The 23,056-nt window shown below is 61.4% G+C and carries 20 protein-coding genes, 3 pseudogenes and 1 riboswitch; of the genes and pseudogenes, 19 read left to right on the top strand and 4 right to left on the bottom strand.

Annotated elements, in window-relative coordinates; genetic code table 11:
* Positions 1-45: 45 nt before the first annotated feature.
* The 3 genes from CO657_RS11990 (at position 46) to CO657_RS11980 (ending at position 3,393) form a co-directional block, all read left to right on the top strand.
* Positions 46-795: a hypothetical protein gene (locus CO657_RS11990; RefSeq protein WP_245487139.1), complete on the top strand. Its 750-nt coding sequence runs from the start codon at positions 46-48 to the stop codon at positions 793-795.
* Between the two features lie 125 nt (positions 796-920).
* A complete protein-coding gene (locus CO657_RS11985; RefSeq protein WP_082366284.1) occupies positions 921-2,771 on the top strand; it encodes an AAA family ATPase in 1,851 nt (616 codons plus the stop codon).
* A 166-nt stretch (positions 2,772-2,937) separates the two neighbouring features.
* Entirely contained in the window at positions 2,938-3,393 is a 456-nt protein-coding gene (locus tag CO657_RS11980; protein ID WP_054183478.1) for a hypothetical protein, read from the top strand.
* Between the two features lie 51 nt (positions 3,394-3,444).
* Here CO657_RS11980 and CO657_RS11975 read toward each other — a convergent pair whose 3' ends face one another.
* Complete coding sequence (locus tag CO657_RS11975; protein WP_054183388.1) at positions 3,445-4,815, bottom strand: sensor histidine kinase; 1,371 nt, start codon at positions 4,813-4,815, stop codon at positions 3,445-3,447.
* Entirely contained in the window at positions 4,812-5,480 is a 669-nt protein-coding gene (locus CO657_RS11970) for a response regulator transcription factor (protein ID WP_054183389.1), read from the bottom strand. The genes CO657_RS11975 and CO657_RS11970 overlap by 4 nt, the downstream gene beginning before the upstream one ends.
* Positions 5,481-5,628: 148 nt before the next feature.
* On the opposite strand from CO657_RS11970, the gene CO657_RS11965 reads away from it, so the two are divergent.
* The 4 genes and pseudogenes from CO657_RS11965 (at position 5,629) to CO657_RS11945 (ending at position 9,673) form a co-directional block, all read left to right on the top strand.
* Complete coding sequence (locus tag CO657_RS11965; protein WP_054183390.1) at positions 5,629-6,117, top strand: hypothetical protein; 489 nt, start codon at positions 5,629-5,631, stop codon at positions 6,115-6,117.
* 72 nt (positions 6,118-6,189) lie between these two features.
* A pseudogene (locus CO657_RS37265) lies at positions 6,190-6,629 on the top strand (hypothetical protein).
* Between the two features lie 367 nt (positions 6,630-6,996).
* Entirely contained in the window at positions 6,997-8,679 is a 1,683-nt protein-coding gene (gene ilvB / locus CO657_RS11950) for a biosynthetic-type acetolactate synthase large subunit (protein WP_054183479.1), read from the top strand.
* Positions 8,680-8,912: 233 nt separating this feature from the next.
* Positions 8,913-9,673, top strand: a protein-coding gene (locus CO657_RS11945) for an IS5 family transposase (RefSeq protein WP_097609948.1) whose coding sequence is annotated in 2 segments (ribosomal slippage) — positions 8,913-9,240 and positions 9,240-9,673 — 762 coding nt in all. Because the reading frame shifts where the segments join, the coding sequence is not laid out codon by codon here.
* Positions 9,674-10,046: 373 nt separating this feature from the next.
* On the opposite strand, the pseudogene CO657_RS11940 reads toward CO657_RS11945, so the two are convergent.
* Positions 10,047-10,487: pseudogene (locus tag CO657_RS11940) on the bottom strand (helix-turn-helix domain-containing protein); the annotation flags it as partial.
* Between the two features lie 2 nt (positions 10,488-10,489).
* Here CO657_RS11940 and CO657_RS11935 point away from each other — a divergent pair.
* The 6 genes and pseudogenes from CO657_RS11935 to CO657_RS11910 form a co-directional block, all read left to right on the top strand.
* Positions 10,490-10,639, top strand: a pseudogene (locus tag CO657_RS11935) (DsrE family protein); the annotation flags it as partial.
* Positions 10,640-10,816: 177 nt separating this feature from the next.
* The gene (gene blh / locus CO657_RS11930; RefSeq protein WP_054183392.1) at positions 10,817-12,097 is read left to right on the top strand and encodes a bifunctional sulfur transferase/dioxygenase Blh; all 1,281 of its coding nucleotides are present in this window, start codon (positions 10,817-10,819) and stop codon (positions 12,095-12,097) included.
* A gap of 462 nt (positions 12,098-12,559) precedes the next feature.
* Positions 12,560-12,814: riboswitch (cobalamin riboswitch) on the top strand.
* Positions 12,815-12,985: 171 nt separating this feature from the next.
* Positions 12,986-14,002 (top strand): ABC transporter substrate-binding protein, encoded by a 1,017-nt coding sequence (locus CO657_RS11925; RefSeq protein WP_054183393.1) that lies wholly within the window; start codon positions 12,986-12,988, stop codon positions 14,000-14,002.
* Positions 13,999-15,039 carry a FecCD family ABC transporter permease gene (locus tag CO657_RS11920; protein WP_054183394.1) on the top strand — a complete coding sequence of 347 codons (1,041 nt, stop codon included), beginning with the start codon at positions 13,999-14,001 and terminating at the stop codon, positions 15,037-15,039. Before CO657_RS11925 ends, CO657_RS11920 begins: the two co-directional genes overlap by 4 nt.
* Complete coding sequence (locus CO657_RS11915) at positions 15,036-15,800, top strand: ABC transporter ATP-binding protein (protein ID WP_054183395.1); 765 nt, start codon at positions 15,036-15,038, stop codon at positions 15,798-15,800. The genes CO657_RS11920 and CO657_RS11915 overlap by 4 nt, the downstream gene beginning before the upstream one ends.
* A 121-nt stretch (positions 15,801-15,921) precedes the next feature.
* Positions 15,922-16,485, top strand: a complete 564-nt coding sequence (locus CO657_RS11910; protein WP_054183396.1) for a hypothetical protein — start codon at positions 15,922-15,924, stop codon at positions 16,483-16,485.
* Between the two features lie 22 nt (positions 16,486-16,507).
* Here CO657_RS11910 and CO657_RS11905 read toward each other — a convergent pair whose 3' ends face one another.
* On the bottom strand, positions 16,508-16,999 hold the full coding sequence (locus tag CO657_RS11905; protein WP_054183397.1) for an HIT family protein: 492 nt from the start codon (positions 16,997-16,999) through the stop codon (positions 16,508-16,510).
* A gap of 274 nt (positions 17,000-17,273) precedes the next feature.
* On the opposite strand from CO657_RS11905, the gene CO657_RS11900 reads away from it, so the two are divergent.
* The 6 genes from CO657_RS11900 to CO657_RS11875 all read left to right on the top strand — a co-directional run bounded on the left by CO657_RS11900 (position 17,274) and on the right by CO657_RS11875 (position 23,056).
* The gene (locus CO657_RS11900) at positions 17,274-18,197 is read left to right on the top strand and encodes an MYG1 family protein (protein WP_054183398.1); all 924 of its coding nucleotides are present in this window, start codon (positions 17,274-17,276) and stop codon (positions 18,195-18,197) included.
* 178 nt (positions 18,198-18,375) lie between these two features.
* Positions 18,376-18,765: a c-type cytochrome gene (locus CO657_RS11895; protein WP_054183399.1), complete on the top strand. Its 390-nt coding sequence runs from the start codon at positions 18,376-18,378 to the stop codon at positions 18,763-18,765.
* 165 nt (positions 18,766-18,930) lie between these two features.
* Entirely contained in the window at positions 18,931-19,749 is an 819-nt protein-coding gene (locus tag CO657_RS11890; RefSeq protein WP_003593752.1) for a cytochrome c oxidase subunit II, read from the top strand.
* 84 nt (positions 19,750-19,833) lie between these two features.
* Entirely contained in the window at positions 19,834-21,603 is a 1,770-nt protein-coding gene (locus tag CO657_RS11885) for a cytochrome c oxidase subunit I (RefSeq protein WP_054183400.1), read from the top strand.
* On the top strand, positions 21,600-22,313 hold the full coding sequence (locus CO657_RS11880; RefSeq protein WP_054183401.1) for a cytochrome c oxidase subunit 3: 714 nt from the start codon (positions 21,600-21,602) through the stop codon (positions 22,311-22,313). Before CO657_RS11885 ends, CO657_RS11880 begins: the two co-directional genes overlap by 4 nt.
* Positions 22,314-22,336: 23 nt before the next feature.
* Positions 22,337-23,056, top strand: a complete 720-nt coding sequence (locus tag CO657_RS11875; protein WP_054183402.1) for a heme-copper oxidase subunit III family protein — start codon at positions 22,337-22,339, stop codon at positions 23,054-23,056.

The raw sequence follows: 23,056 nt of genomic DNA, 5'->3' as shown, positions 1-23,056 counted from the left end.
CGTGGGTGGCTACTTCCGCCTTCTCGAGTCTTAGTCTAGCGTTTCATGATGGTCGATGAACTCATCGGAATCGCAGATGAAATGGAAGACCTGCTACCGCTGTTTGTTGGGGGTGGCAGCATGTCAGGTCTCATCCTTCCAACAAGTCATTCTGCGACGTTTAAAGCTCTCGCGATTGAAACAAAGTCGATACTTGATCAGGAACTTGGTCATGCGAACGATTATTCGCTTAACCTGTTGCATGCAGTAAATGCAGGCGCTGGCGGTTTTTCTGGTGGGCCTTCTTATGCTTCGGTAGAAGAGGCCTCGAAGATTGTCCGCGCCGCTGTTCGCGCAATCGAGCGTAAACGACGGACGCAAGCAGCGGCGCCACCTCTTGCTAAATCTTATGTTGATCCGACTCGGATTGTGGCGCTGCTGGCCATCGGGAAAGGCCCGTTGGACTTTGCCCGCTTGGGGGAACTTTGCCGTGAGATTAACGTAGCAGCATCGAATAGATGCCATCTCTCTACTGCGATGCTTCTCCGTACAATCATAAATCATGTGCCGCCAGTTTTCGGTTTCAGCACGTTTGCAGAGGTCGCCAATAGCTATGGCGGGGCTAAAGCCCAGAAATCATTCAAAGCCTCGATGCAACGGCTTGAGGGTTCTCTTCGCAACATCGCTGATATGCATCTCCATTCTCCGATCAGGCCACAGGAAGACGTGCCTACCGCGGTTCAAGTAGACTTCGCCGCGGACCTCGATGTTCTTCTCGGCGAGATTATCCGCGTGAGCGGTGCTGGAAATGGATAAAAATTGGCGAAGTCCGCTCTGAGAGGCCGGAGGCGTTCGCTTCTTGCTTCGTCGAATGCTGGTGTAATCCGAGCGAAAAATGAATCTAAACTTCGGCATTTCTATTAATCTAGGGACCGTATTGTATGCGAGTTAAACGCTTCCGACTTGAATCCTACGGACCGTTCTCTGATAGTTCATGGATCGAACTATCGCCAACCATGAATATCTTTGTTGGTGAGAACAACGCCGGCAAAAGCGCCGTCCTCCGATCCTTTCTCGGGTACTTGCCGGCCGTTCCACACCGTGATGCTGTTGAGTGGCGAAAGCAGTATCTCCGCGTGCCAAAGCACAGTGCAGAGATAGAGTTTTCAGGCACAGAGTTGGATTGGACGCTTCGGAAGATGCAAGAATCCGAGGGGCTTGGATGGCTCTCGGCGTCGCCGTTGTACACGACTCAAACGGAGTTTAAGCGCTTCGCTCACGGCAAACTGGAGGCAAGCCACCTTGAGCAATCGCTTGTCCGCTCGCCGGGCGGTAACTTTGAGGACCTCATTAAGTTTCCCTCGGGAACAGTAAATGCATATACCTTCATATTCCATCAAGGTGACTGGTTGATACAACCCCACGGTGGCGGACATGCGCCGAATTCAGGCCTACCCAATGTCTTGTCACGAACGTGGAGGGATAAGGTTTTTGTTTTCGAGGCGCTTCGGTCTAGCCCCGGAAAGATGGAGTATGCCGCTCCTAGCCGCCTTGATGCAAATGCTAATACCCTTGCGGTACAACTCAACGGTTTGCAGGGCGATAGTCCTGAACTCTTCGCCAAGTTGGTGTTTCACCTGACTTCTATCTTTCCCACAGTTGGGAACCTAAGCGTCAGCCCGGCCGATAATGCATTCGAGATCCGTGTCTGGGCAACGCGCGAACAGAGAACTCGTGAGTTAAGTTTCAGTCTTGATGACAGTGGTACAGGCCTGGCGCAGGCGATCGCTGTCCTCTACATCGCGATGACCATGAATGATGCTGTGTTGGTGATCGATGAGATCAGCAGCTATCTTCATCCCGCCGCGGCCAAAGCCCTATTGCGCATACTGCAGTCAAACTATCCCCAGCACCAATACATCATATCAACCCATTCTCCCGAGGTGCTCAGTGCCGGACGAGATGCTAAGGTATTCTGGGTTCGGAAACACGATTTCGAGTCAACTGTTGCTGAAGTAGATCTTGGGGATCTTCGGACACTCCGGGAGGTCACCGGGCAGTTGGGCGTTTCCATGACGGATGTGTTTGCTGCGGAACATATTGTCTGGGTAGAGGGTGAGACCGAGGAAGCCTGTTTCCCTATGCTGCTTGCCCAGTCGGGCGACAAGACCAGATCAGTGCTCTTCATCGCACTGCTTGCAACCGGCGACTTCCAGGACAAAAGAGTCAAGGCGGAGAAGGTTTTTCAGATCTACGAGCGGCTATGCAGTGCGACTGCCCCGGTTGTGAGTAAAGTTGCATTCAATTTCGACACTGAGGGCCTGACTGAGGAAAAGAAAACGGAACTAAATAAGCGATCGGGTGACCGCATCCATTTTCTTCCCCGTCGCAACCTCGAATCTTATTTACTTAAGCCCGGTGCAATTGCCCGAGTGATTGTTGAAGCCGTTAAAAGCGAGCAAGCGCTGGATGTCACGCAGATTGAAGCCACTGTAGCTGCCACTTTGCAGGAAGCGGCAGGAAATAGGCGCTACGGCGCTCCCGCTGATCCTCCCGCATTCACAGACGAGAAATGGCTTGCCCGGGTCGACGGTGCGAGCTTGCTCAAGGACTTGTTCTCAACGGTGACCGAGCAGACGCTCGAATATCGTAAAACTACTCACTCTGTAGCTTTGGTCAGAGACCTACTGGATCGACAGCCAGATATGCTCGCGGAGTTGGTCGCCTATGTTGGTGACTTAGTCCGCGTTGCGAAACAGCAACGCGCCATCGTGAGATGCTGGGTTTCGTGATTGCGGTTATCTCATTTCGTCATCAATTACGCAACGGATGGTGGCGTGCACTTGTCGGGCTTTCCGGCAACCTCTGGCCACGTGCAAGACGGTCATCCATCATTCTAAACCGATCTGTAGTCATGCTATGAATTGATTCGCATACGTGATGTCGATGGGGATTTCCATGAATTCATATCGTGTCGCAGTTTTGATTGCCGCCTCGGCTTTGCTGGCGCTGTCGGACACGCAAGCATCCGCCTGTAGTTGCAAAGAGATGTCCACGAAAGAAAGCTTCGCTAGTTCCGATTTGGTCGTAAGAGGCCGCATGAAGCTGGTGACTTACGGTGTCGAGGTGCCGGGTGGCGGATCGGACGGCGAAACAATACGGATGACGCGTGGCGAATTTGAGATCCAGAAAGTGCTGAAGGGAACCTTCAAGGGCAAAAACCTGTCGATGTATACGGGTTCCGGTATGGGAGATTGCGGTCGTTTAGGAGAGTTCCTCGCTTCAGCGATTAACTACAGCGACAAGAAATTCGTCGTCGAATTCGGCTTATCAAAAGCCGAACATGCCGGACAAACTCTCTATTTCACGTCAATCTGTGATTACATAAAGGGTCCGAAAGACGGCCAACAATAACACCGTCCTCAGGCGTCGTCCGGTTCATGAGAATTGCTGCCGGCTGGACGCCTACCGCCCCGACCCCACCGCCATCGGCAAACACAATACACTTCGCAACCCCACCGCCCCATTCGCCTCCAGCGCCAGTGACCCCCCATACAACCCCGCCAGCTCGCTTACGATACTCAGACCAAACCCGTTACCCGGCACATGTTCGTCTTCCCGCACACCAGGCAGCAGCACTGCATCTAGCCGATCCGGCGATATCCCCCGGCCGTCGTCTTCAATTATGATCCGGGCGGTCGGGCCGTCGCGGCGGGCGCGGACGATGACGCGCGAGGTGGCCCATTTGAAGGCGTTGTCGATCAGGTTCCCGAGCATTTCCTCGACATCGCTTTCGTCGCAGGCGACGCACAGGCGGTCGGCGATGTCGGTGTCGAAGGCAATGCTGCGCTCGGCGTAGATCTGACCAATCGCCCGATGCAGATCGGCGACTGAGGCCGCCAGATCGGTGCTGGCAACATTGTTCGACGAGGCCATCACCCGGCGGGCGGCGGCGAGGTGGTGCTTGATCCTGTTGTCGATCCGGGCGGCCAGGCCCCGCAATGCGCCCTTGGGATCGTTTTGCTCGTCGAGCGCCAGCAGCAGACTCGCCACCGGCGTCTTGAGGCCATGGGCGAGGTTTGCGAACTGCATGCGTGTTGCCGCGAGCCGCTCGTCGCTGGCGGCCAGCAGTGCATTGGTTTTCAACGACAGCGGCGCAAGCTCGGCGCTTGCTTCCTCCGGCAGGCGGGCGCGTTCTCCCCGGTTGATGGCGTCGATATTGGCCGCCATGGATGTCAGTGGCCGCAAGCCAAAGCGGATTTGCCAGAGGGTGCCCGCCATCAGCACAAGCCCCAGCAGCAGCATGCAGGGAACCAGCCAGAAGAGCGCGCGTAGCGCCGGGCCGACAAGGGCGATCATCGGCGCAGTCGCGGTGATCGTCAGCGTCATGCCGTCAATGCTGCGGACGGCTTGGCGAAGGTAAAGCGGCCCTCTTCCACGATCGCCGCCCGTGCCGGATGTCGGCATGCCCATCAGCATATGGCGCAGATCCTGCCGTGGCGGCGGCGCATCGATCGTGCCGTTCATCAGGGAGCGGGAGGTCAGGCGTTGCTCTCCATCGTCGATCTGCCAATACCAACCGGAGGAGGGGCGATCGAAGGGCGGTGCATCGAGCGGCGCGGAGAGAGCAATCCTTCCCGCCGCGTCGCGCGTCACGGCGCCGGCAAGGGCGCCGATCTGGGTGTCGAGACGCTGATCGACCTGCTCGCGCACCACAGTCTTCAGCGCCAGCCAGAGCACGATCGCGGCCACAACGAGAGCCAGCGTCACGAAGATGCCCGAGAACATCAGCAGCCGGCCGGCGATCGATCTCGGCTTGAACAACGGTGCCTTCATGGCGCCGCTGCCGCCGTCAGCATATAGCCTCGGCCTCGCACGGTCTCGATGCGGTCGCCCCCGAGCTTCTTGCGCAGCCGGGCGATGATCACTTCGATGGAATTGGAGTCGACCTCGGCATCGCCGTCATAGACGCGCTCGGTCAGCTCCCGCCGGTCGACGATTATCTCCTTGCGCAGCATCAGGCAGGAGAGCACCCGCCATTCCAGCGCCGTCAACTTCAGCGGCAGGCCGTCGAGTTCGAAGGTGCCGAGCTGGGCATCGAAGACCAGCGCACCGCAGGTCAGCCGCGCGGCGGCGTGGCCGGCCGCCCGGCGCACCAGGGCGCGCAGGCGCAACACCAGTTCTTCCACCTTGAAGGGCTTGGCGAGGAAATCATCGGCGCCGGCCTTGAAGCTTGCGACCTTGTCCGGCCAGCCGTCGCGCGCCGTCAGCACCAGAACCGGCAGGTTGCGGCTGCCCTCGCGCCACTCCTTCAGCACGCTGACGCCATCGATCTTCGGCAGTCCGAGGTCAAGGATCGCGACATCGAAGAGTTCTGTCAGGCCTGCATGGAGAGCGTCCTCGCCGTTGCGAGCGATATCGACCACGAAGTTTTCCGATCGCAGCACGGCGGCGATCCTGCCGCTGAGGTCTTCGTCATCTTCGACGAGCAATACGCGCATGGGGCAGGGCTTTCCTCAAGGCTGGGCATCTCCGGGGACGGGCCAAAACTATCGGGCCGAGCTTAACTCAATCTGAACGAAGAGGTTCAGGCGGGCGAGGGGATGGGGCGGCTAGAGTGCGGCAGCGACTGATGCAAGGAGCAGATATATGCCGAATGAAGACCATGACAACGTGCAGACCGAGGGCGCAGCCATGCCCGTCCCGCCAGGACAGCGCCGGCGTCGGCTGGCGCTTCCCATCATCGCCGCCGCCGTGGCGCTGGTCATCGGGGCTGCCGGGGGCGCCGGTGCTGTCAAGATGATGCGTCCCACGCCGGAAATGGCGCCGCTGACGCCGGTGGCGATTTCGGCCATGCCTGCATCGAGCCTCGTGACGATCAAGGGCAAGGTCGCCGAGATCTACGGCAATAAGTTCGTGCTGCAGGATGACAGCGGCAAGGCGCTTGTTGAAGCCGGCCGAGCCGGCGAGGGCGGCACTCTCGTTAGCCGTGACGAAGCCGTCACCGTCCAGGGACGCTTCGACGACGGCTTCGTGCAAGCGAGCTACCTCGTTCGCCAGGACGGACGAACCGAAGCGCTGCGGCCGCCGAAAGGTCCGCCGCATAGACGATTCGAGGATTTCGATCACAGGCCTTGACGGGCCATGAACCATAGCCGCGCTGCGGTGTTTACAGACGTGCTTCTCAATTCCGGCAAAGGAACAATTCCCATGCAAAGATTTCTCTTATCAGGCCTTGCTCTTGCCGCACTCGCCGGTGCCGCCTTCGCTCAACAACCGCCCACCCCGCCGCCCGCCGCGACCCCACCCGCTGCGGTCGACCCGGCCTCGCCACCGCCACCTCCTCCGCCACCGAATCCGTCTGCTTCGCCGATGACGAGCGGATGATGGGCGAGCCGGATGCGCGGCCGGGAGATCGCCCCGATGATCGGTGGCATCGTTCGAGAGACGACATGGGCTTCCGTGACGACAGAGGCTTTCGTGGTTTCCGTGGCCATCGCCCGCCACCACCCCCGCCGTCCAAGGCCGCCCATTTCCGGATCGAGGACGGCGATACCAGGATCGATCTGAAATGCGCCGAGGACGAACCGATGAAGGCCTGCGCCGACCTGCTGCTCCAGGTGATGGATCGCCTGCAGGGCCAGAACTAGACTTGAATATCCTGGCATAGCCGGGACGCCGCACGACATTGCAACCGTCCGCCGTTCTCTGGCGGGCGGTTTGTAGATTGCGGAAGGCCGCCGCCGCCTCCGCAAGCATTGACGGCGGCCCGATTTGGCTTTAGCTGTGACGCCATGAAGATCGCAATGGTTCTGGCAGTGGTGATCGGGCGCATGGGCAGGATGGTATAACCATCCGGCGAAAGCACCCATGCGCGGTAAGCAGGCTCCTGACGGGGCCTTTTTTTATGCCCTGAATCCGGGGCGCGCGCCTCGTCGGACTTTCCACACATCGTCATACTGATCAAGGAACGGAACCATGAGATCCCGTCATTCCATCGACACCCCGCGCGCCCAGATGACCGGCGCGGAAATCGTTCTCCAAGCGCTGAGAGACAACGGCGTCAAGCATATATTCGGCTATCCCGGCGCAGCCGTGCTGCCGATCTACGACGAGCTTTTCCAGCAGGAAGACATCAGACACATTCTGGTCCGCCATGAACAGGGAGCCGGCCATGCCGCCGAGGGCTACGCCCGCTCGACGGGCAAGGTCGGCGTCATGCTGGTGACCTCTGGACCCGGCGTTACCAACGCGATTACGCCGCTTCAGGATGCCTTGATGGATTCCGTGCCGCTCGTCTGCCTGTCCGGCCAGGTGCCGACGACGCTGATCGGGTCCGATGCGTTTCAGGAATGCGATACCGTCGGCATCACCCGGGCCTGCACGAAACACAATCGGCGGGTCAACGACGTCAATGAACTCGCGGCGGTCATCCACGAGGCCTTTCGCATCGCCGGGTCAGGCCGGCCCGGACCCGTTCTGGTCGACATGCCCAAAGACGTGCTGTTTGCAAGCGGCAGTTATGCACCGCCTGAGGCTGTCACCCCGAGACTAAGCTACCAGCCGGACAACCGCTGCGCCGGCAGGGAGAGCGAAGCTGCGATCGCTCTGATGGCAACGGCACGCAGGCCGGTTATCTGCGTGGGCGGCGGCGTCATCAATTCCGGCCCCGAAGCGGTAAATCGGCTGCGCGAGCTGGTCGATCTCACCGGCTTTCCCGTCACGTCGACGCTGATGGGGCTCGGCGCCTATCCGGCTTCCAGTCCGAACTGGCTGAAGATGGCCGGGCTTCACGGCTCCCATGAGGCCAATATGGCAATGCACGACTGCGACCTTATGCTCTGCATCGGGGCACGCTTCGACGGCGGGCTCGCCGCCGGCGTCGATGGCTTCTCACCGAATTCCCGGAAGATTCAGATCGATATCGACGCTGCCTCGCTCAACAAGGCCATGCGTGCAGATATCGGCATCCGGGGCGATGCGGGCGACGTGCTTGCCGAGCTCGTTCGTCTTTGGCGGGCGCTGCCGCGGGCGCCGGACCGGGCGAGATTGGCCGAGTGGTGGAGCATGATTGCGGGCTGGCGCGCACGGCGATCGTTTTCCTATGCGATGCGCGAGGACGTCATCATGCCGCAATATGCCATCGAGCGGCTTTACGAACTGACGAAGGAGCGGGATACCTACATCACGACGGAGGTCGGCCGGCATCAGATCTGGGCGGCGCAATATTACGGCTTCGAGCAGCCGAACCGCTGGATGATATCAGGCGGCCTGGGGACGATGGGATACGGGCTGCCTGCCGCGCTCGGCGTGCAGATCGCCAATCCCGGCAGCCTCGTCATCGACATAGCCGGGGATGCCTCCGTGCAGATGACCATGAAGGAAATGTCGGCCGCCGTGCAGCACAACGCGCCGATCAAGATCTTCATTCTCAATAATGGCGATCAGGGAGCGGTTCGGCAGCACGGAAATCCGGATTTCGTCAAACTGGCGGAAGCCTATGGCGGACACGGCATTCGCTGCGAGAGGCCGGCCGAACTCGACGATGCGATCCTGGAGATGATCGAGGTGAACATGCCTGTTCTGTTCGATTGCCGCGTCGCCGAACTCGCCGATCGCCTGCCGACGATCGGGGCGGGCGGGGCAACCGCCGGTGGCCACCCTCGTCCTTCGAGGCCCCTTCGGGGCACCTCAGGATGAGGGCGGAGAGAGGGCGCGGCGCGACTTACCGGAGAGCTGATCGGCAGGTTAGAACAGGATGATTTTAGGCCCGGTTGGCCTAAAATCTGAATCCTGTTCTAAATTAAAGAGTTAGAGCATGATGTCGCCCGAAAACCGCGCACACTTTTCGGCATCATGCTCTAGGAGTCGTGGACTCTTGGGATTCCCAAAGGTGAGCAAATCAGATTCAAGACTGTCTTTTGGAGGCAGTCATGGGTGTTTTAGATCGTCTCATTCTTCGCGATGACCAGTGGGAGCGGATGTCTCGCCATATCATTGGCGACGATCGCACGCGCGGTTCATCTGGACGTGACAATCGCATGTTTGTGGAAGCGGTCTTGTGGATCGTGCGGACGGGTTCGCCCTGGCGCGATCTGCCGGAGGTGTTCGGTGATTGGAACAGCGTGTTTCGCCGCTTCAGCCGCTGGAGCCAAAAGGGTGTCTGGTGGCGTGTCTTTGAGGCGATGTCGGAGGATACCGACTTCGAATATCTGATCGTCGACAGCACTATTATTCGCGCCCACCAGCACGCCTCCGGCGCAAAAAAGGGGCTGAAGATCAGGCCCTTGGCCGTTCCCGCGGCGGCTTGAGCACCAAAATCCATATGGCCGTGCGTGGCCTTGGATGTCCCGTTCGTTTCATTCTGACCGCCGGTCAGAAAGGCGATGCACCGCAAGCCGATCTCCTGATCGAAGACCTGCCAGCCGAGGTCGTCATGGCCGATACGGCCTACGACAGCGACCGGCTACGCAAACGCATTGCCGACAAGGGCGCGCAAGCGGTCATCCCGAACAACCCCTCGCGTGCCAAGAAGTATCCACTCGACAAGCAACTCTATGCTCAGCGTTATCTCGTCGAATGCTGCTTCTCGAAGCTCAAGCAGTTTCGACGCATCGCCACACGATATGAGAAAACCGTTCGAAACTACAAAGCCATGATCGCTCTGGCCGCAACAATCCTATGGCTCAGATAAGTGTCCACAGCTCCTAGAGCCCACTGGCATAGCATACATGGCACAGCGTCAACCTACCCCAGCGGCACGGCACACCGATCAGCCCTCATCCTGAGGTGCGCAGGCCAAAGGCCGAAGCCTCGAAGGACGGGGGCGGGTGGCTCGGCGCTTAAGACCACATCCATTACGAGGTGACGCCGGTGGCCGCCCTCGTCCTTCGAGGCCCCTTCGGGGCACCTCAGGATGAGGGCGGAGGGAGGTCGCGGCTCGTGTCACCGGAAGGTCCTGCGACGTACCAACGGCCAGACTCTGCGTGGCGCCGCTCAGCCCCAACTCATCGCAGCGGGAAATCTTTGCCGATTAGGTGAATGCCGTCGAATTGATGTCTTAACCCCTATTCCCGCGCCGTCGCCCGCCAGGCGGCCGGTGGGGTGGCGAAGGCGCGGGAGAAGGCGCGGTTGAAGGCGGCTTCGGTGGCGTAGCCGGCTTCGTCGGCGATCGCTGCGATCGGCCGGCTTGAGGTGGCGAGCGCGACGCTTGCGAGATAGAGCCGCCAATCCCTCATATAGCGGATCGGTAAGGTCGAGAGCATGGCCTGGAAGCGGTCGGCAAGGGCGCTGCGCGACAGGCCGGTAGCGGTGGCCAGATCCTCCGGCGACCAGTTGCGCCCGGGATCGTCGTGAATGAGAGAAAGACAGCGCGAAAGCGAGGGGTCGGCGAGTGCTGCCAGCCAGCCGACCGAGCGCGGCTCGGCCATCATGATCTGATGGCGCAGAATTTCGATGAAGATGATTTCCGTCAGCCGCGGCAGCATCGAGACGCCGCCGGCACGCGGCCCAGCAGCGCGGCGGCACGATCTGGGCCTGCCCGCCCTGCGTCACATCGCGCGGTTATACGCAGGAAGACATGCTCGACGGCGTCATCATCGTCGGCGCCAGCGCCATGCATGCCGAAATCAGACAAGGTGCGGCGACGCTGTCGTTTTGATCGTGACGAGCCGGGCCGGTAGGGGCGGCAGCGCCTCCGGCGGCATTGTCAGTCCGCGGGCTGGTTGCAGACGCAGGGGAACGATGCCAAGCGACTATTCTTGCGCTCGGCAATATACTTGTGAGATTGTACCGATATACATGCGATACTGCCGATGCAGGCAGCGCGGGGGCTTCGATGACATCCGTGAGGGTCAATGAGCTGATATCGGTGGCGGGGCAGCCCGATGCCGCCGGTTTTGCTGCTTTTGCGGCAGACGGTTTTGCCGGCGTCATCAATGCCCGGCCGGATGGCGAGGAGCCGGGGCAGCCGGGCGATGCGGCGGAAAAGGCTTCTGCCGCCGCCGCGGGGCTCGCCTACAGCTTCGTGCCGGTGAAAGGGGCCGAGATCACCGAGGCCGATATCCGCGCCTTCCAGAGGGCGATGATGCAAGCGAAGGGGCCGGTTGTCGCTCATTGCAAGAGCGGCACCCGGGCGCTGACGCTCTATGCGCTCGGAGAGGTGCTCGACGGGCGGATGCAACCCGGGGACGTCGAGGCCTTCGGTCAAAACCTCGGCTTCGATCTTGCCGTCGCACGCCGCTGGCTGGAAAAGCGGGCAGGGCAGGCGGCTGTCGTGAAGGCCTTCTTCGAACCCCGCACCTGCAGTGTGCAATATGTCGTTTCAGACCCGGTCACGAAACGCTGCGCCATCATCGACCCGGTGCTCGATTTCGACGAGATGTCGGGTGCGACGGGAACGACCAATGCCGACGCCATCCTCGCGCATATCGACAGCGAAGGGCTGACGGTCGAGTGGGTCCTCGACACGCATCCGCATGCCGATCATTTCTCCGCCGCGCACTATCTCAAGGGAAAGACCGGCGCGCCGACAGCGATCGGCGCCCATGTCACCGAGGTCCAGCTGCTCTGGAAGGAAATCTACAACTGGCCGGCACTCGAAACCGACGGCTCGCAATGGGACCGGCTGTTTGCCGAGGGCGACACTTTCGAGATCGGCGGGCTTGAAGCCCGTGTGATGTTCTCGCCCGGCCATACGCTTGCCTCGGTGACCTATGTGATCGGTGACGCCGCCTTCGTGCACGACACCGTATTCACCCCGGATTCCGGCACGGCGCGCACTGATTTTCCCGGCGGCAGCGCCAGCGCCCTCTGGCACTCGATCCAGGCCATCCTGTCGCTGCCCGAGGAGACCCGGCTCTTTTCCGGCCACGACTATCAGCCTGGCGGTCGCCATCCCCGCTGGGAAAGCACGGTGACCGCCCAGAGGGGCGCCAATCCGCATATATCGGGCATCGACGAGGCCGGCTTTGTGGCGCTGCGCCAGGCGCGCGACCGTACGCTGCCGAAGCCGAAGCTGATGCTGCACGCGCTGCAGGTCAACATCCGTGGCGGGCGGCTGCCCGAGCCCGAGGAGAACGGCCGGCGCTATCTGAAGATTCCGCTGGATGCGTTGTAGGAACGCAGGGAGCAGCGCTGCGGCGCGTGCTCCGAGGCTTCGCCCTTGCGGGCTGCGCGCCTCAGCATGAGGGAGGTCGGAGGGTGCCGCACCCACGCAGCGGGAACGGGAGATCTTGTGTCGACGCTCAAGAGAGCCTCATCTTGAGGTGCGGAAGCCGAAGGCTGAAGCCTCGAAAGACGAGGCGGGTGCTTCATTCGCAGAGCGGGATGTGTTTTTAGCAAGGAGCACCGTTGCGGCGTGCTTCGAGGCTTCGCCCTCTCGGGCTGCGCACCTCAGCATGAGGGAGGTTGCTGGATGCCGCGCCCACGACAGTGGGAACGGGAGGATGCTTAAGAGAGCCCTATCCTGGGGTGAGGATGCTGGCACTATACCGGCCGACAGCGCTCCGACGGTCCGTCTCCATTTTTCGCCCACCAGACCCAATCCTCCGCAATAATCATTGACGTCGCGCGGGCCGGCGACGTAACTGGGGGCGACGGTTCCCTGAAGATGACTCCAAGGGGATTAATAGGGAACACGGTGAGGACGACCCAGAAGGGACCGAGACCGTGGCTGCCCCCGCAACTGTATGCGGATTGTCGATCATCTCAGGTGTGGCCAGCGACCGGCCATCTCTGAAGGGCTGATAGCCTCGCCACTGCGATATATCGCGGGAAGGCGGATGAAAGACGGATATCCGCAAGCCAGGAGACCTGCCGTCAATCACGATCCAATCAACCGGGCGGGGATGCCCGGACAAGGAACAGACATGATTGACCTTCTGAACCTCCGCCGAATTTCGGCATGCATCCGTCTCGATTGGACCTCCTGCGGCTAGCGCGCGTCAGCGTGCCTTCGGCCGCGCGTGCGGCATAACCGTGCTTTTTTCCTTCAATCGAGGTTTTCATGCGCCAGATTCTCGCCACCATGACATTTGCCTTCGGGCTGATCGGCCTTGCGGTACCGAGCCTTGCCGCCACCCAATATCCTTTGACCATCACCAATTGCGGTGAGCAGGTGACGTTCCAGAAAGCGCCATCGAAGATCGTTTCGATCGGCCAGGGCATGACCGAAATTCTCTTCTCGCTCGGCCTTGCCGAGAAGATCGCCGGCACGGCCGTCTGGGTCGGTCCGGTCCTGCCGCAATATGCCGAGGCCAACAGCAAGATAAAGCGTCTCGCCGACAATGATCCGAGCTTCGAATCCGTCGTCGGACAGGAGCCCGACCTGGTGGCGGCCGAGTTCGAATGGCATGTCGGCGCACAGGGCTCCGTCGGCAAGCGGGAGCAGTTCCAGGATCTCGGGATCAATACCTATCTCGCGCCGGCCGATTGCGTCGCCAAGGTCAACACCGATGGCGGCGACGGTGTGCGCAAGGAGCTGTTCACGATGGAGCTGGTCTACCGTGAGATCGCCGAGCTCTCGGAGATCTTCGACGTGAAGGAGCGCGGCGATGCGCTGATTTCCAAGTTGAAGAAGCGCGAGGCGGATGCCGTCGCATCGATATCCGGCGCATCGGGCAAGAACCTGCCTATCGTCTTCTGGTTCTCCAGCAAGGAAGTCAACGGCGATGCCTTCATCGCCGGCAAGAACAGCGCGCCTGCCTATATCCTGAAGGCGATCGGCGCCAGGAATGTCCTCACGACCGAAGAGGAATGGCCGCTGGTCGGCTGGGAAACCATCGCCCAGGCGAACCCGGCCGTCATGGTGCTCGCCACCATGGACCGGCGCCGCTACGCCGCCGACGATCCGAAGGTCAAGATCGATTTTCTCGAGAACGACCCCGTGACCAAGGAACTCGATGCCGTCAGGAACAAGCACTTCGTGATGATGGACGCGCAATCGATGAACCCGACGATCCGCACGATCGACGGCATCGAGACCTTGGCGAACGGCATCAAATCCTTCGGCCTGTCGCAGTGAAGGCAGTGTCGGTCAGGCAACAAGGATGGTGGGCGCTTGCCGCGCTCACCATTTCAGCCCTTCTCCTTCTCGGACTGATGATCAGCCTTGCCGTTTCGATCGGCGAGATCGCGATCCCGCTAGCGACGACGGCGGAGGCGGTGTCGAACCGGCTTTTCGGAACGCAATTCGAGCTCAGCCGCATCCACCAGGGCATCGTCTGGGATTATCGTCTGAGCCGGGCGCTGGTTGCAGCCAGCGCCGGCGCGTCGCTCTCGCTCTGCGGTGCCGTCCTGCAGGCGCTGCTGCGCAATCCGCTGGCCGAACCCTATGTGCTCGGCATCTCCGCCGGCGCTTCGACGGGAGCCGTCTGCGTGATGATCCTCGGCCTCGGCTACGGTGTTCTCGGCCTGTCCAGCGGCGCCTTCATCGGCGCGGTCATTGCCTTTCTGCTGGTCGGCTTCCTTGCGACGGGTGCGGGGGGAACCGGCGAGCGCATCATCCTGTGCGGCGTTGCCGGTTCGCAGCTCTTCACTGCGCTGACCTCCTACATCGTGACGACATCGGCGAATGCCGAGCAGGCGCGCGGCATTCTGTTCTGGCTTCTGGGTTCGCTCAGCGGCGTGCGCTGGCCGGATGTCTATCTCTCGGTGCCGATCGCGTTTGCCGGTTTCCTCATCTGCATGGCCCATGTCCGGGCGCTCGATGCTTTCGCCTTCGGCACGGATGCGGCCGCCTCGCTCGGCATTGCCGTGCGCCGCGTCCAGATCCTGCTGTTCGGGCTGACGGCGGCGATGACGGCAAGCGTCGTCAGCATGGTCGGCTCGATCGGCTTCGTCGGCCTGGTCATTCCGCATGCGGCCCGCTTCCTCGTCGGACCGGGCCATCGGTGGCTGCTGCCGGCAACGGCGCTCGGCGGCGCGATCTATATGGTCGGCGCCGATATCGTCTCGCGCATCATCATCCCGCAGCAGGTTCTGCCGATCGGCGTCGTCACGGCGCTCTTCGGCGCGCCGGCCTTCGCCGTCATCCTCTATCGCGTGCGGAGAAGCGCATGAGCATTACCATCGACGCGGTGAGTTTCGCCGCCGGCGACACGGTCATCGTCAACGGCGTCAGCCTGACGGTGGCAAAGGGCAAGGTTCTCGGTCTGCTCGGGCCGAACGGGTCCGGCAAATCGAGCCTGCTGAGGCTGATCTGCCGGCTGCGCAAGGTCCGCAGCGGCGTCATCCGGCTGGGCGAAGACGATATCGCTTCGCTGTCGCGCGCAGCCCTTGCCCGGCGCATCGCTTTCGTCGAGCAGCAGTCGACGACCGATACCCAGCTGACCGTGCGCGACGTGGTTCGGCTCGGCCGCACGCCGCATCGCGGGCTGCTTGCGCCCTTCGGTGCGGAGGACGATGCCGCCGTCGACGAGGCCTTGTTGCGGGTCGACATGCGGGAGCGGGCGGGCCAGCTCTGGCAGACGCTGTCGGGCGGCGAGCGCCAGCGTGTCCATATTGCGCGTTCGCTGGCTCAGACGCCGAGCGAGCTGCTGCTCGACGAGCCGACCAATCATCTCGATATCCAGCACCAGCTCGACATTCTCCAGCTGATCTCGAAGCTAGGCATCACCTGCATCGTCGCGCTGCACGATCTCAACCTGGCGGCGATGTTTTGCGACAGCCTGGCGGTGCTTCAGAAGGGCGAGGTCGTCGCCTCGGGGGCGCCGGAGCACGTGCTGACGGAGGATATGATCGGCCGGGTTTTCGGCGTTCGCGCCCATGTCCAAAAATCGGCCGTGCATGGCCGGCATCATATCCAATACGTCATGGATTGAGGAACGGCCGGGATTTTCGAACTCAAGGAGGAGATATGACCTCACTGGCCTTTTTCATGGACTGGCGTATGATTTCTCGGGGCGCGCGCGTGCGCCCCGCCCGGTCGAACGGAGTTTCGAGATGCTCGAACGAAATCAGTTTCCCCTGCGCCCCGTCATCCCCGGCTTCGCCGTCGCCTGGGTCGTCATCATTTCAGGTGCAAGTGTCGCTCTCAGCCTGGTTTTTGCCTGCGTCACGCCCTTCGTGGCCCTGGCGGCGGTATCGGCGGTCATTCTTCCCCGGCGCATGGCGCTGACGACGGTTCTGCTGGGCTGGCTCGCCAACCAGATGGTCGGCTATCTCGTGCTCGGCTATCCCCAGACTTGGGACAGCTATGCCTGGGGTCTGGCGATCGGTATTGCCGCATTCGCATCCCTGGCCGCAGCGCTCGGCGTGCTTCGCCTTGCCGCCAGCCTCAGCGTCGCCGCGGCTGGCGCCTTCATGGCCGGCTTCGTTGCCTATGAAGGCGTGCTCTTTGCCGCGACGGCCGTGCTTCCGTCAGGCGAGGGAGCGTTTTCGGCGTCTGTGGTGGCGAATGTCCTGCTGATCAATTCTCTGGCCGCGATCGGCCTTATCTGCCTTCATGCCGGCGCGGCGGCCGGCCGTGCGCTTGTTGCAAGTCAGCCGGGACCGGCGCTGCCTTAAGCGGTTGACTTCATGCACGAAATCAAGGCGCCGGAAACCGCATTACCTCCCGCAATAACGTGATGACCTCTGAGACCGATGGCCCTCTGACCGGTGGCGGCACTGCGCGTTCACAGAACTCGCGCCAGACGAACAGCGTCAGTTCCGCGCCGTCCGTTGCGGTTTCTCCCGGTCCTTCTGCAAAATTCTCGAGCAGACGATACCGGCCGTCCTTCCAGAACAACTCCTCCACCCAGTCATATATCGGGATGACATGAAAATGGATCGGATAACCGGGCGAGTGCCCGTATCGGCCGATATAGACGCGCTGAGCATTCAGGTCCTGTTTCAGCGCCTTCTGCGTTCTTGCAAGCAATGGGCCGAATTCGCCCAACGCCTTTTCGGACAAATCCGAAAGGTCGGTCGTGTCGGTCTTGCAACTGATCATGAGATAGCCGGGAAGGGCGGAGTTCATCCGGTGGTTCACCAGCCATCCCGCGGTCTCGGCAACATGAAAGTGCTGAGGAATCTCCAAACGCCGCCTCTTTCGCTTTCGCAAATGAACATTTTCGACGCCGGAGAATAAGCAGTTTTGCGAGGGCTGCAACGGCGATCCTGGAGATCGACCGTGACTCGTTCTCGGCTTCGCGGTGGTCGCTCGCAAACTCAATGAGTACGAATGGGTGGCGAGCGGCAGGGCGGCGCTGAGGTGAAATGCGCCAAGCATGGGTTGAGATCGTCGCCGGCAACGGCTATCTGGTTCCGACCCGCAAGCGGACCCTCCGCGAACGACAAGGCGCAAAGCTCCCATGATCCCCGATTTCCTCGTCACCCATTCCGGTGGCTTCCATGCCGATGAATTGCTGTCGAGCGTCATCCTGACCCGGCTTTTCCCGCAGGCGCGTATCGTCCGCAGCCGGGCGCCGGAATGGATCACGCCGGGCGAAGGCCGCATCATCTATGATGTCGGCGGTGCCTATGATCCTGCTGCGGGGATATTCGATCACCACCAGCGCGGCGCGCCGACGCGCGAAGATGGCCAGCCCTACAGCTCGTTCGGCTTGATCTGGAAGCATTACGGCCGTGATTATCTCGCAGCCTCCGGCCTTCCCGAAGCGCATGTCGAGGCGGTGCATGGCACTTTCGATGCGGGCTTCGTGCTGCCGATCGATCTGACCGACAATGGCGCGCTCAGCCCCTCGGGGCCGTTGGCGGGCTTGACCTTGCCGGCGCTGCTGGAGACGCTGAAACCGGTTTTCGACGAAGCAGAACCCGAGGCCGACGATCGCGCCTTCCACGCGGCGCTTGCCATTGCCCGCAGTTTCGTCGAGGCGAGGATAGCCCAGAGTGCCGCAAAATTGCGGGCCGAGGCGATGGTGCATCGGGCAATCGAGGCTGCGGGGCAGGGGCGTGTTCTGGAGCTGCCGAGGGGAATGCCGTTCCGTCCGGCCATCGTCAAGGCAGGCGCCGATCACCTGCTGTTCGTCGTCCATCCGCGCGAAAAGGATTGGTGCGTGACCGGCATCCGCCGGGCCGAGGAGGGTTTCGAGCTCAGGGCCGATCTGCCGGCAGCCTGGGCCGGTCTCGCCAATGGAGAGCTGGAGGCGGTTTGCGGCATAGAGGGCGCGAGCTTCTGCCACAACGGCCGCTTCATCGCCGCCGCGAGGACCCGCGAGGCAGCACTTGCCATGGCGGATTTGGCGGTGACGGAGGCGCTTTCGATCGAGGTGTAGTGGCCGTTATCCGCGCCGGGTTCACCTGATCTCATATGCGTTCAGGCGACCCCAACTGTGAGGCGATTGACTTGCATCCGCGAAGGATTAAGCTTCGAGCCATAACAACCACCACCCACACGCGAGAGATAATGGAGGGTGTGAGTGGCCGGCGACCTTGAGGAGGATGAGGTTTGCCATGGATTACCGTGTTGTTCTGCTGATTGGTGCAACTGCGATTGCCCTTTTCCCCGGTCATGCCGGGGCGCAGGAGGGTGATGCGACGGCTGGGGCCACTGTTTTCAAGAAATGCGCGACCTGTCATGTCGTCGAGTCCGATACCAACAAGGTCGGTCCGTCGCTGAACAAGCTGTTCGGCAGGAAGGCCGGGACGCATCCCGATTTCGCCTATTCGGCCGCAATGAAGGCGGCCGGTGAAGGCGGCCTCGTCTGGGACGAGACCGTGCTGCGCGACTATCTCCATAATCCGAAGGCAAAGGTGAAAGGCACGAAGATGGCCTTTGTCGGCGTGAAGGACGACCAGGAGATCACCGATCTCATCGCCTATCTCAAACAATATTCGCAGTGATGGGCATATTCGCAGTGACGGGCAATACCCCAAATGACGGGCCGCGGCCGGGCGGCGCATGGCTAAATTGCCGTAATTGCCGATATTTTCTATCTGTGCGATAATAAAGACGGACTTTTTGCGGAATGCGGTTTCACGGGTCAACCTGCTCGAGGAGGAGCGGAAATGGCTGTCGTGCTGATCCTCGTCCTGATTGTCGTCGGCTCCGTGCTGTTTCATGTGCTGAGCCCGTGGTGGTGGACGCCGATCGCGTCCAACTGGACCTATATCGACAGTACCCTCGTCATCACCTTCTGGATCACCGGTATCGTCTTCGTGGCGGTGGTGTCGTTCATGGCCTACTGCGTCTTCCGCTTCCGGCATAAGCCCGGAAACCGGGCGCATTATGAGCCCGAGAACCGCCGGCTGGAATTGCTGCTGGGAGGGGGAACGGCGGTCGGTGTCGCGGCGATGCTGGCGCCCGGCCTCATCGTGTGGAACCAGTTCATCACGGTGCCTGCCGATGCCGCATCGGTCGAGGTCGTCAGCCAGCAATGGCTGTGGAGCTTCCGCCTGCCGGGTGCCGACGGAAAGCTCGGCCGCGCGGAGACGCGCGACGTCAGCCCCGAGAACCCGCTCGGCCTCGATAAGAACGACGCAAGCGGCCTCGACGACATCATCATCGAGGGCGGCGAGCTGCATCTGCCGATCGGCAAGCCGGTGCACATCCTGCTGCGCTCCGTCGATGTGCTCCATGATTTCTATGTGCCGGAATTCCGCGCCAAAATGGACATGATCCCCGGCATGATCACCTATTTCTGGCTCACGCCGACGCGGACAGGGACTTTCGAGATCCTCTGCGCCGAACTCTGCGGCGTCGGCCATCCGCAAATGCGCGGTACCGTCGTCGTCGACAACGACGCAGACTACCAGACCTGGCTCGGGCAGCAGCAGACATTCACCCAGCTGACGGCGTCATCGGGAGAGCCGCCGCCGGCAAACTGACTTCGGCGCAGCCGCCGGAGCCGCTTGCCGGTTCAGTTGACCCCGCAGCGGTCGTAGACCGCTGGAGGAAAGGGAAGAGAGATCATGGTCGAGATTCCATCCGGCAGCATCCCCTCCGCCGAAGTCGAGGATGTCGAGCTTTATCATCCGCACAGCTGGTGGACCAAATATGTGTTCAGCCAGGATGCCAAGATCATCGCCGTGCAATATTCGATCACTGCGATCTCGATCGGCCTGGTGGCGCTGGTGCTTTCCTGGCTGATGCGGATTCAGCTGGCATTTCCAGGCTATTTCGCCTTCATCGATGCCGATCACTATTACCAGTTCATCACCATGCACGGCATGATCATGGTGATCTATCTGCTGACGGCACTCTTCCTCGGCGGCTTCGGCAATTACCTCATTCCGCTGATGGTCGGCGCCCGCGACATGGTATTCCCATATGCGAACATGCTGAGCTACTGGATCTATCTGCTCGCGGTTCTGATCCTCGCCGCAGGCTTCTTCGCCCCCGGCGGCCCGACGGGGGCCGGATGGACGCTTTATCCGCCGCAATCCGTGCTCTCCGGCACGCCCGGCGGCAAGGACTGGGGCATCCTGCTGATGCTTTCGTCGCTGATCGTCTTCATCATCGGCTTCACCATGGGCGGCCTGAACTATGTGGTGACCGTGCTGCAGGGACGCGCACGCGGCATGACGCTGATGCGGATGCCGCTCACCGTCTGGGGCATCTTCACCGCGACCGTGATGGCGCTGCTCGCCTTTCCCGCCCTCTTCGTCGCCTGCGTCATGATGATGTTCGACCGCGTGCTCGGCACCAGCTTTTTCATGCCGGCCATCGTCGAAATGGGCACGCAGCTGCAACATGGCGGCGGCAGCCCGATCCTGTTCCAGCACCTGTTCTGGTTCTTCGGGCATCCCGAGGTCTATATCGTCGCGCTGCCGGCCTTCGGCATCGTCTCCGACCTGATCAGCACGCATGCGCGCAAGAACATCTTCGGCTATCGGATGATGGTCTGGGCGATCGTCATTATCGGCGGCTTGAGCTTCGTCGTCTGGGCGCACCACATGTATGTCAGCGGCATGAACCCGGCCTTCGGCTTCTTCTTCGCCACCACGACGCTGATCATCGCCGTGCCCACCGCGATCAAGGTCTATAACTGGGTGCTGACGCTCTGGCGCGGCGACATTCACCTGACGCTGCCGATGCTGTTTGCGCTCGCCTTCATCGTCACCTTCGTCAATGGCGGCCTGACCGGCCTCTTCCTCGGCAATGTCGTCGTCGACGTGCCGCTGTCGGATACGATGTTCGTCGTCGCGCATTTCCACATGGTCATGGGGGTGGCGCCGATCCTCGTCATCTTCGGGGCGATCTATCACTGGTATCCGAAGGTGACGGGTCGCATGCTGAACCACATGCTCGGCCATATCCACTTCTGGATCACCTTCCTCGGCACCTATGCGATCTTCTTCCCGATGCATTATCTCGGCCTGCTCGGCGTGCCGCGCCGCTATTTCGAGATGGGAGAGACGGCCTTCGTTCCGCCTTCGGCCCATTCGCTGAACATCTTCATCACGGTAATGGCGCTGATCGTCGGGGCCGGGCAGATGGTCTTCCTGTTCAATCTGGTCTGGAGCCTTTTCCGGGGCAGGGAGGCAGGCGGCAATCCGTGGCGGGCAACGACGCTCGAATGGCAGACGCCGCAGACGCCGCCGGCACATGGCAACTGGGGCAAGGATCTGCCTGTCGTCTACCGCTGGGCCTATGATTACAGCGTGCCCGGGGCGGCTGAGGACTTCATCCCGCAGACAGTGCCGGCAAGCGATGGCGTCACCCGGGAGGTTCCGGCATGAACGTCATCCTGGTCTTTCTTGCCGCAGTCGCCGCCATCATCATCTGGTGGCTTTCCGGGCAGCGGCTGACATCCAAGCCCTGGCTGGAGACGGGGTCGGTGCGGCTGCCGGCTCATGACGGCGCCGATCGGCCAGCCGTGCCGGCGGTGAAGATCGGCCTCTTCGTGTTTCTCGGCGTCGTCGGCGCGCTCTTCAGCCTTGCCGTCAGCGCCTATTTCATGCGCATGGCGTCGGCGGACTGGTGGGGGATGCCCATTCCGCGCCTGCTCTGGGTGAACACGGCAGCACTGGCCTTGAGCAGTGCCGCGCTGCAATGGGCCAAACGAGAAGCGCGGCACGGCCGCATGGAAGCCCTGCGGCCGGCGCTTGTGACGGGACTTGCGCTTGCGGTCTTCTTCCTCGTCGGACAAATCCAGGCTTGGCGGGAACTGACGGCCGCCGGCTACGTGCTTGCCGACAACCCCGCCAACAGCTTCTTCTACATGCTGACCGGCCTGCACGGATTGCATATTTTCGGCGGGCTTGCCGTGCTCACGCACACGACGGTCAAGGCATTCTCAACCGACGTCGCGCCGGAAAGGCTGCGCCTCAGCGTCGATCTTTCCACCATCTACTCGCATTTCATGCTCGCCGTCTGGCTCCTGCTTTTTGCGCTTTTTGCCGGCTGGGCGAATGATTTCGTCGATCTCTGCCGGACGTTGTTGAAATAGGGGCTGAACCAGGAGGTTTGCAGATGGCACAGACTATCGAGACGCATGGCGAGCCAGGGCTGCGGCCGGCCGGTCTGCGCGGTGTCGCCGCCGATTTCAGCTCGGATCAGCGCGCCTTCAAGACCGCCTCCTGGGGCAAGGCGATGATGTGGATCTTTCTGCTCAGCGACACCTTCGTCTTCGGCTGCTTTCTGATCGCCTATATGACCGCCCGCATGTCGACGCCCGTCGCATGGCCCAATCCGAGCGAGGTTTTTGCGCTCCATATCGGCGGGCAGGATGTTCCGCTGATCCTGATCGCGATCATGACCTTCGTGCTGATCTCGAGCAGCGGCACCATGGCGATGGCGGTCAATTTCGGCTATCGCCGCGACCGCCACAAGACCGCGGTGCTGATGCTGCTGACGGCGCTTCTCGGGGCATGCTTCGTTGGCATGCAGGCCTTCGAATGGACCAAGCTGATCACCGAAGGCGTGCGCCCCTGGGGGAACCCGTGGGGGGCCGCACAGTTCGGCTCGACCTTCTTCATGATCACCGGCTTTCACGGCACCCATGTGACGATCGGCGTCATCTTCCTCCTCATTACCGCCCGCAAGGTCTGGCGGGGCGATTTCGACGTGGAGCGGCGCGGCTTCTTCACCAGCCGGAGAGGGCGCTACGAGGCCGTCGAGATCATGGGTCTCTACTGGCATTTCGTCGACCTGGTCTGGGTCTTCATCTTCGCGTTTTTCTATCTGTGGTGA

It is taken from the genome of Rhizobium acidisoli (genome assembly GCF_002531755.2).
GTDB classification, from domain to species: Bacteria; Pseudomonadota; Alphaproteobacteria; order Rhizobiales; family Rhizobiaceae; genus Rhizobium; species Rhizobium acidisoli.
This window is presented reverse-complemented; position numbering and strand designations above follow the sequence as displayed.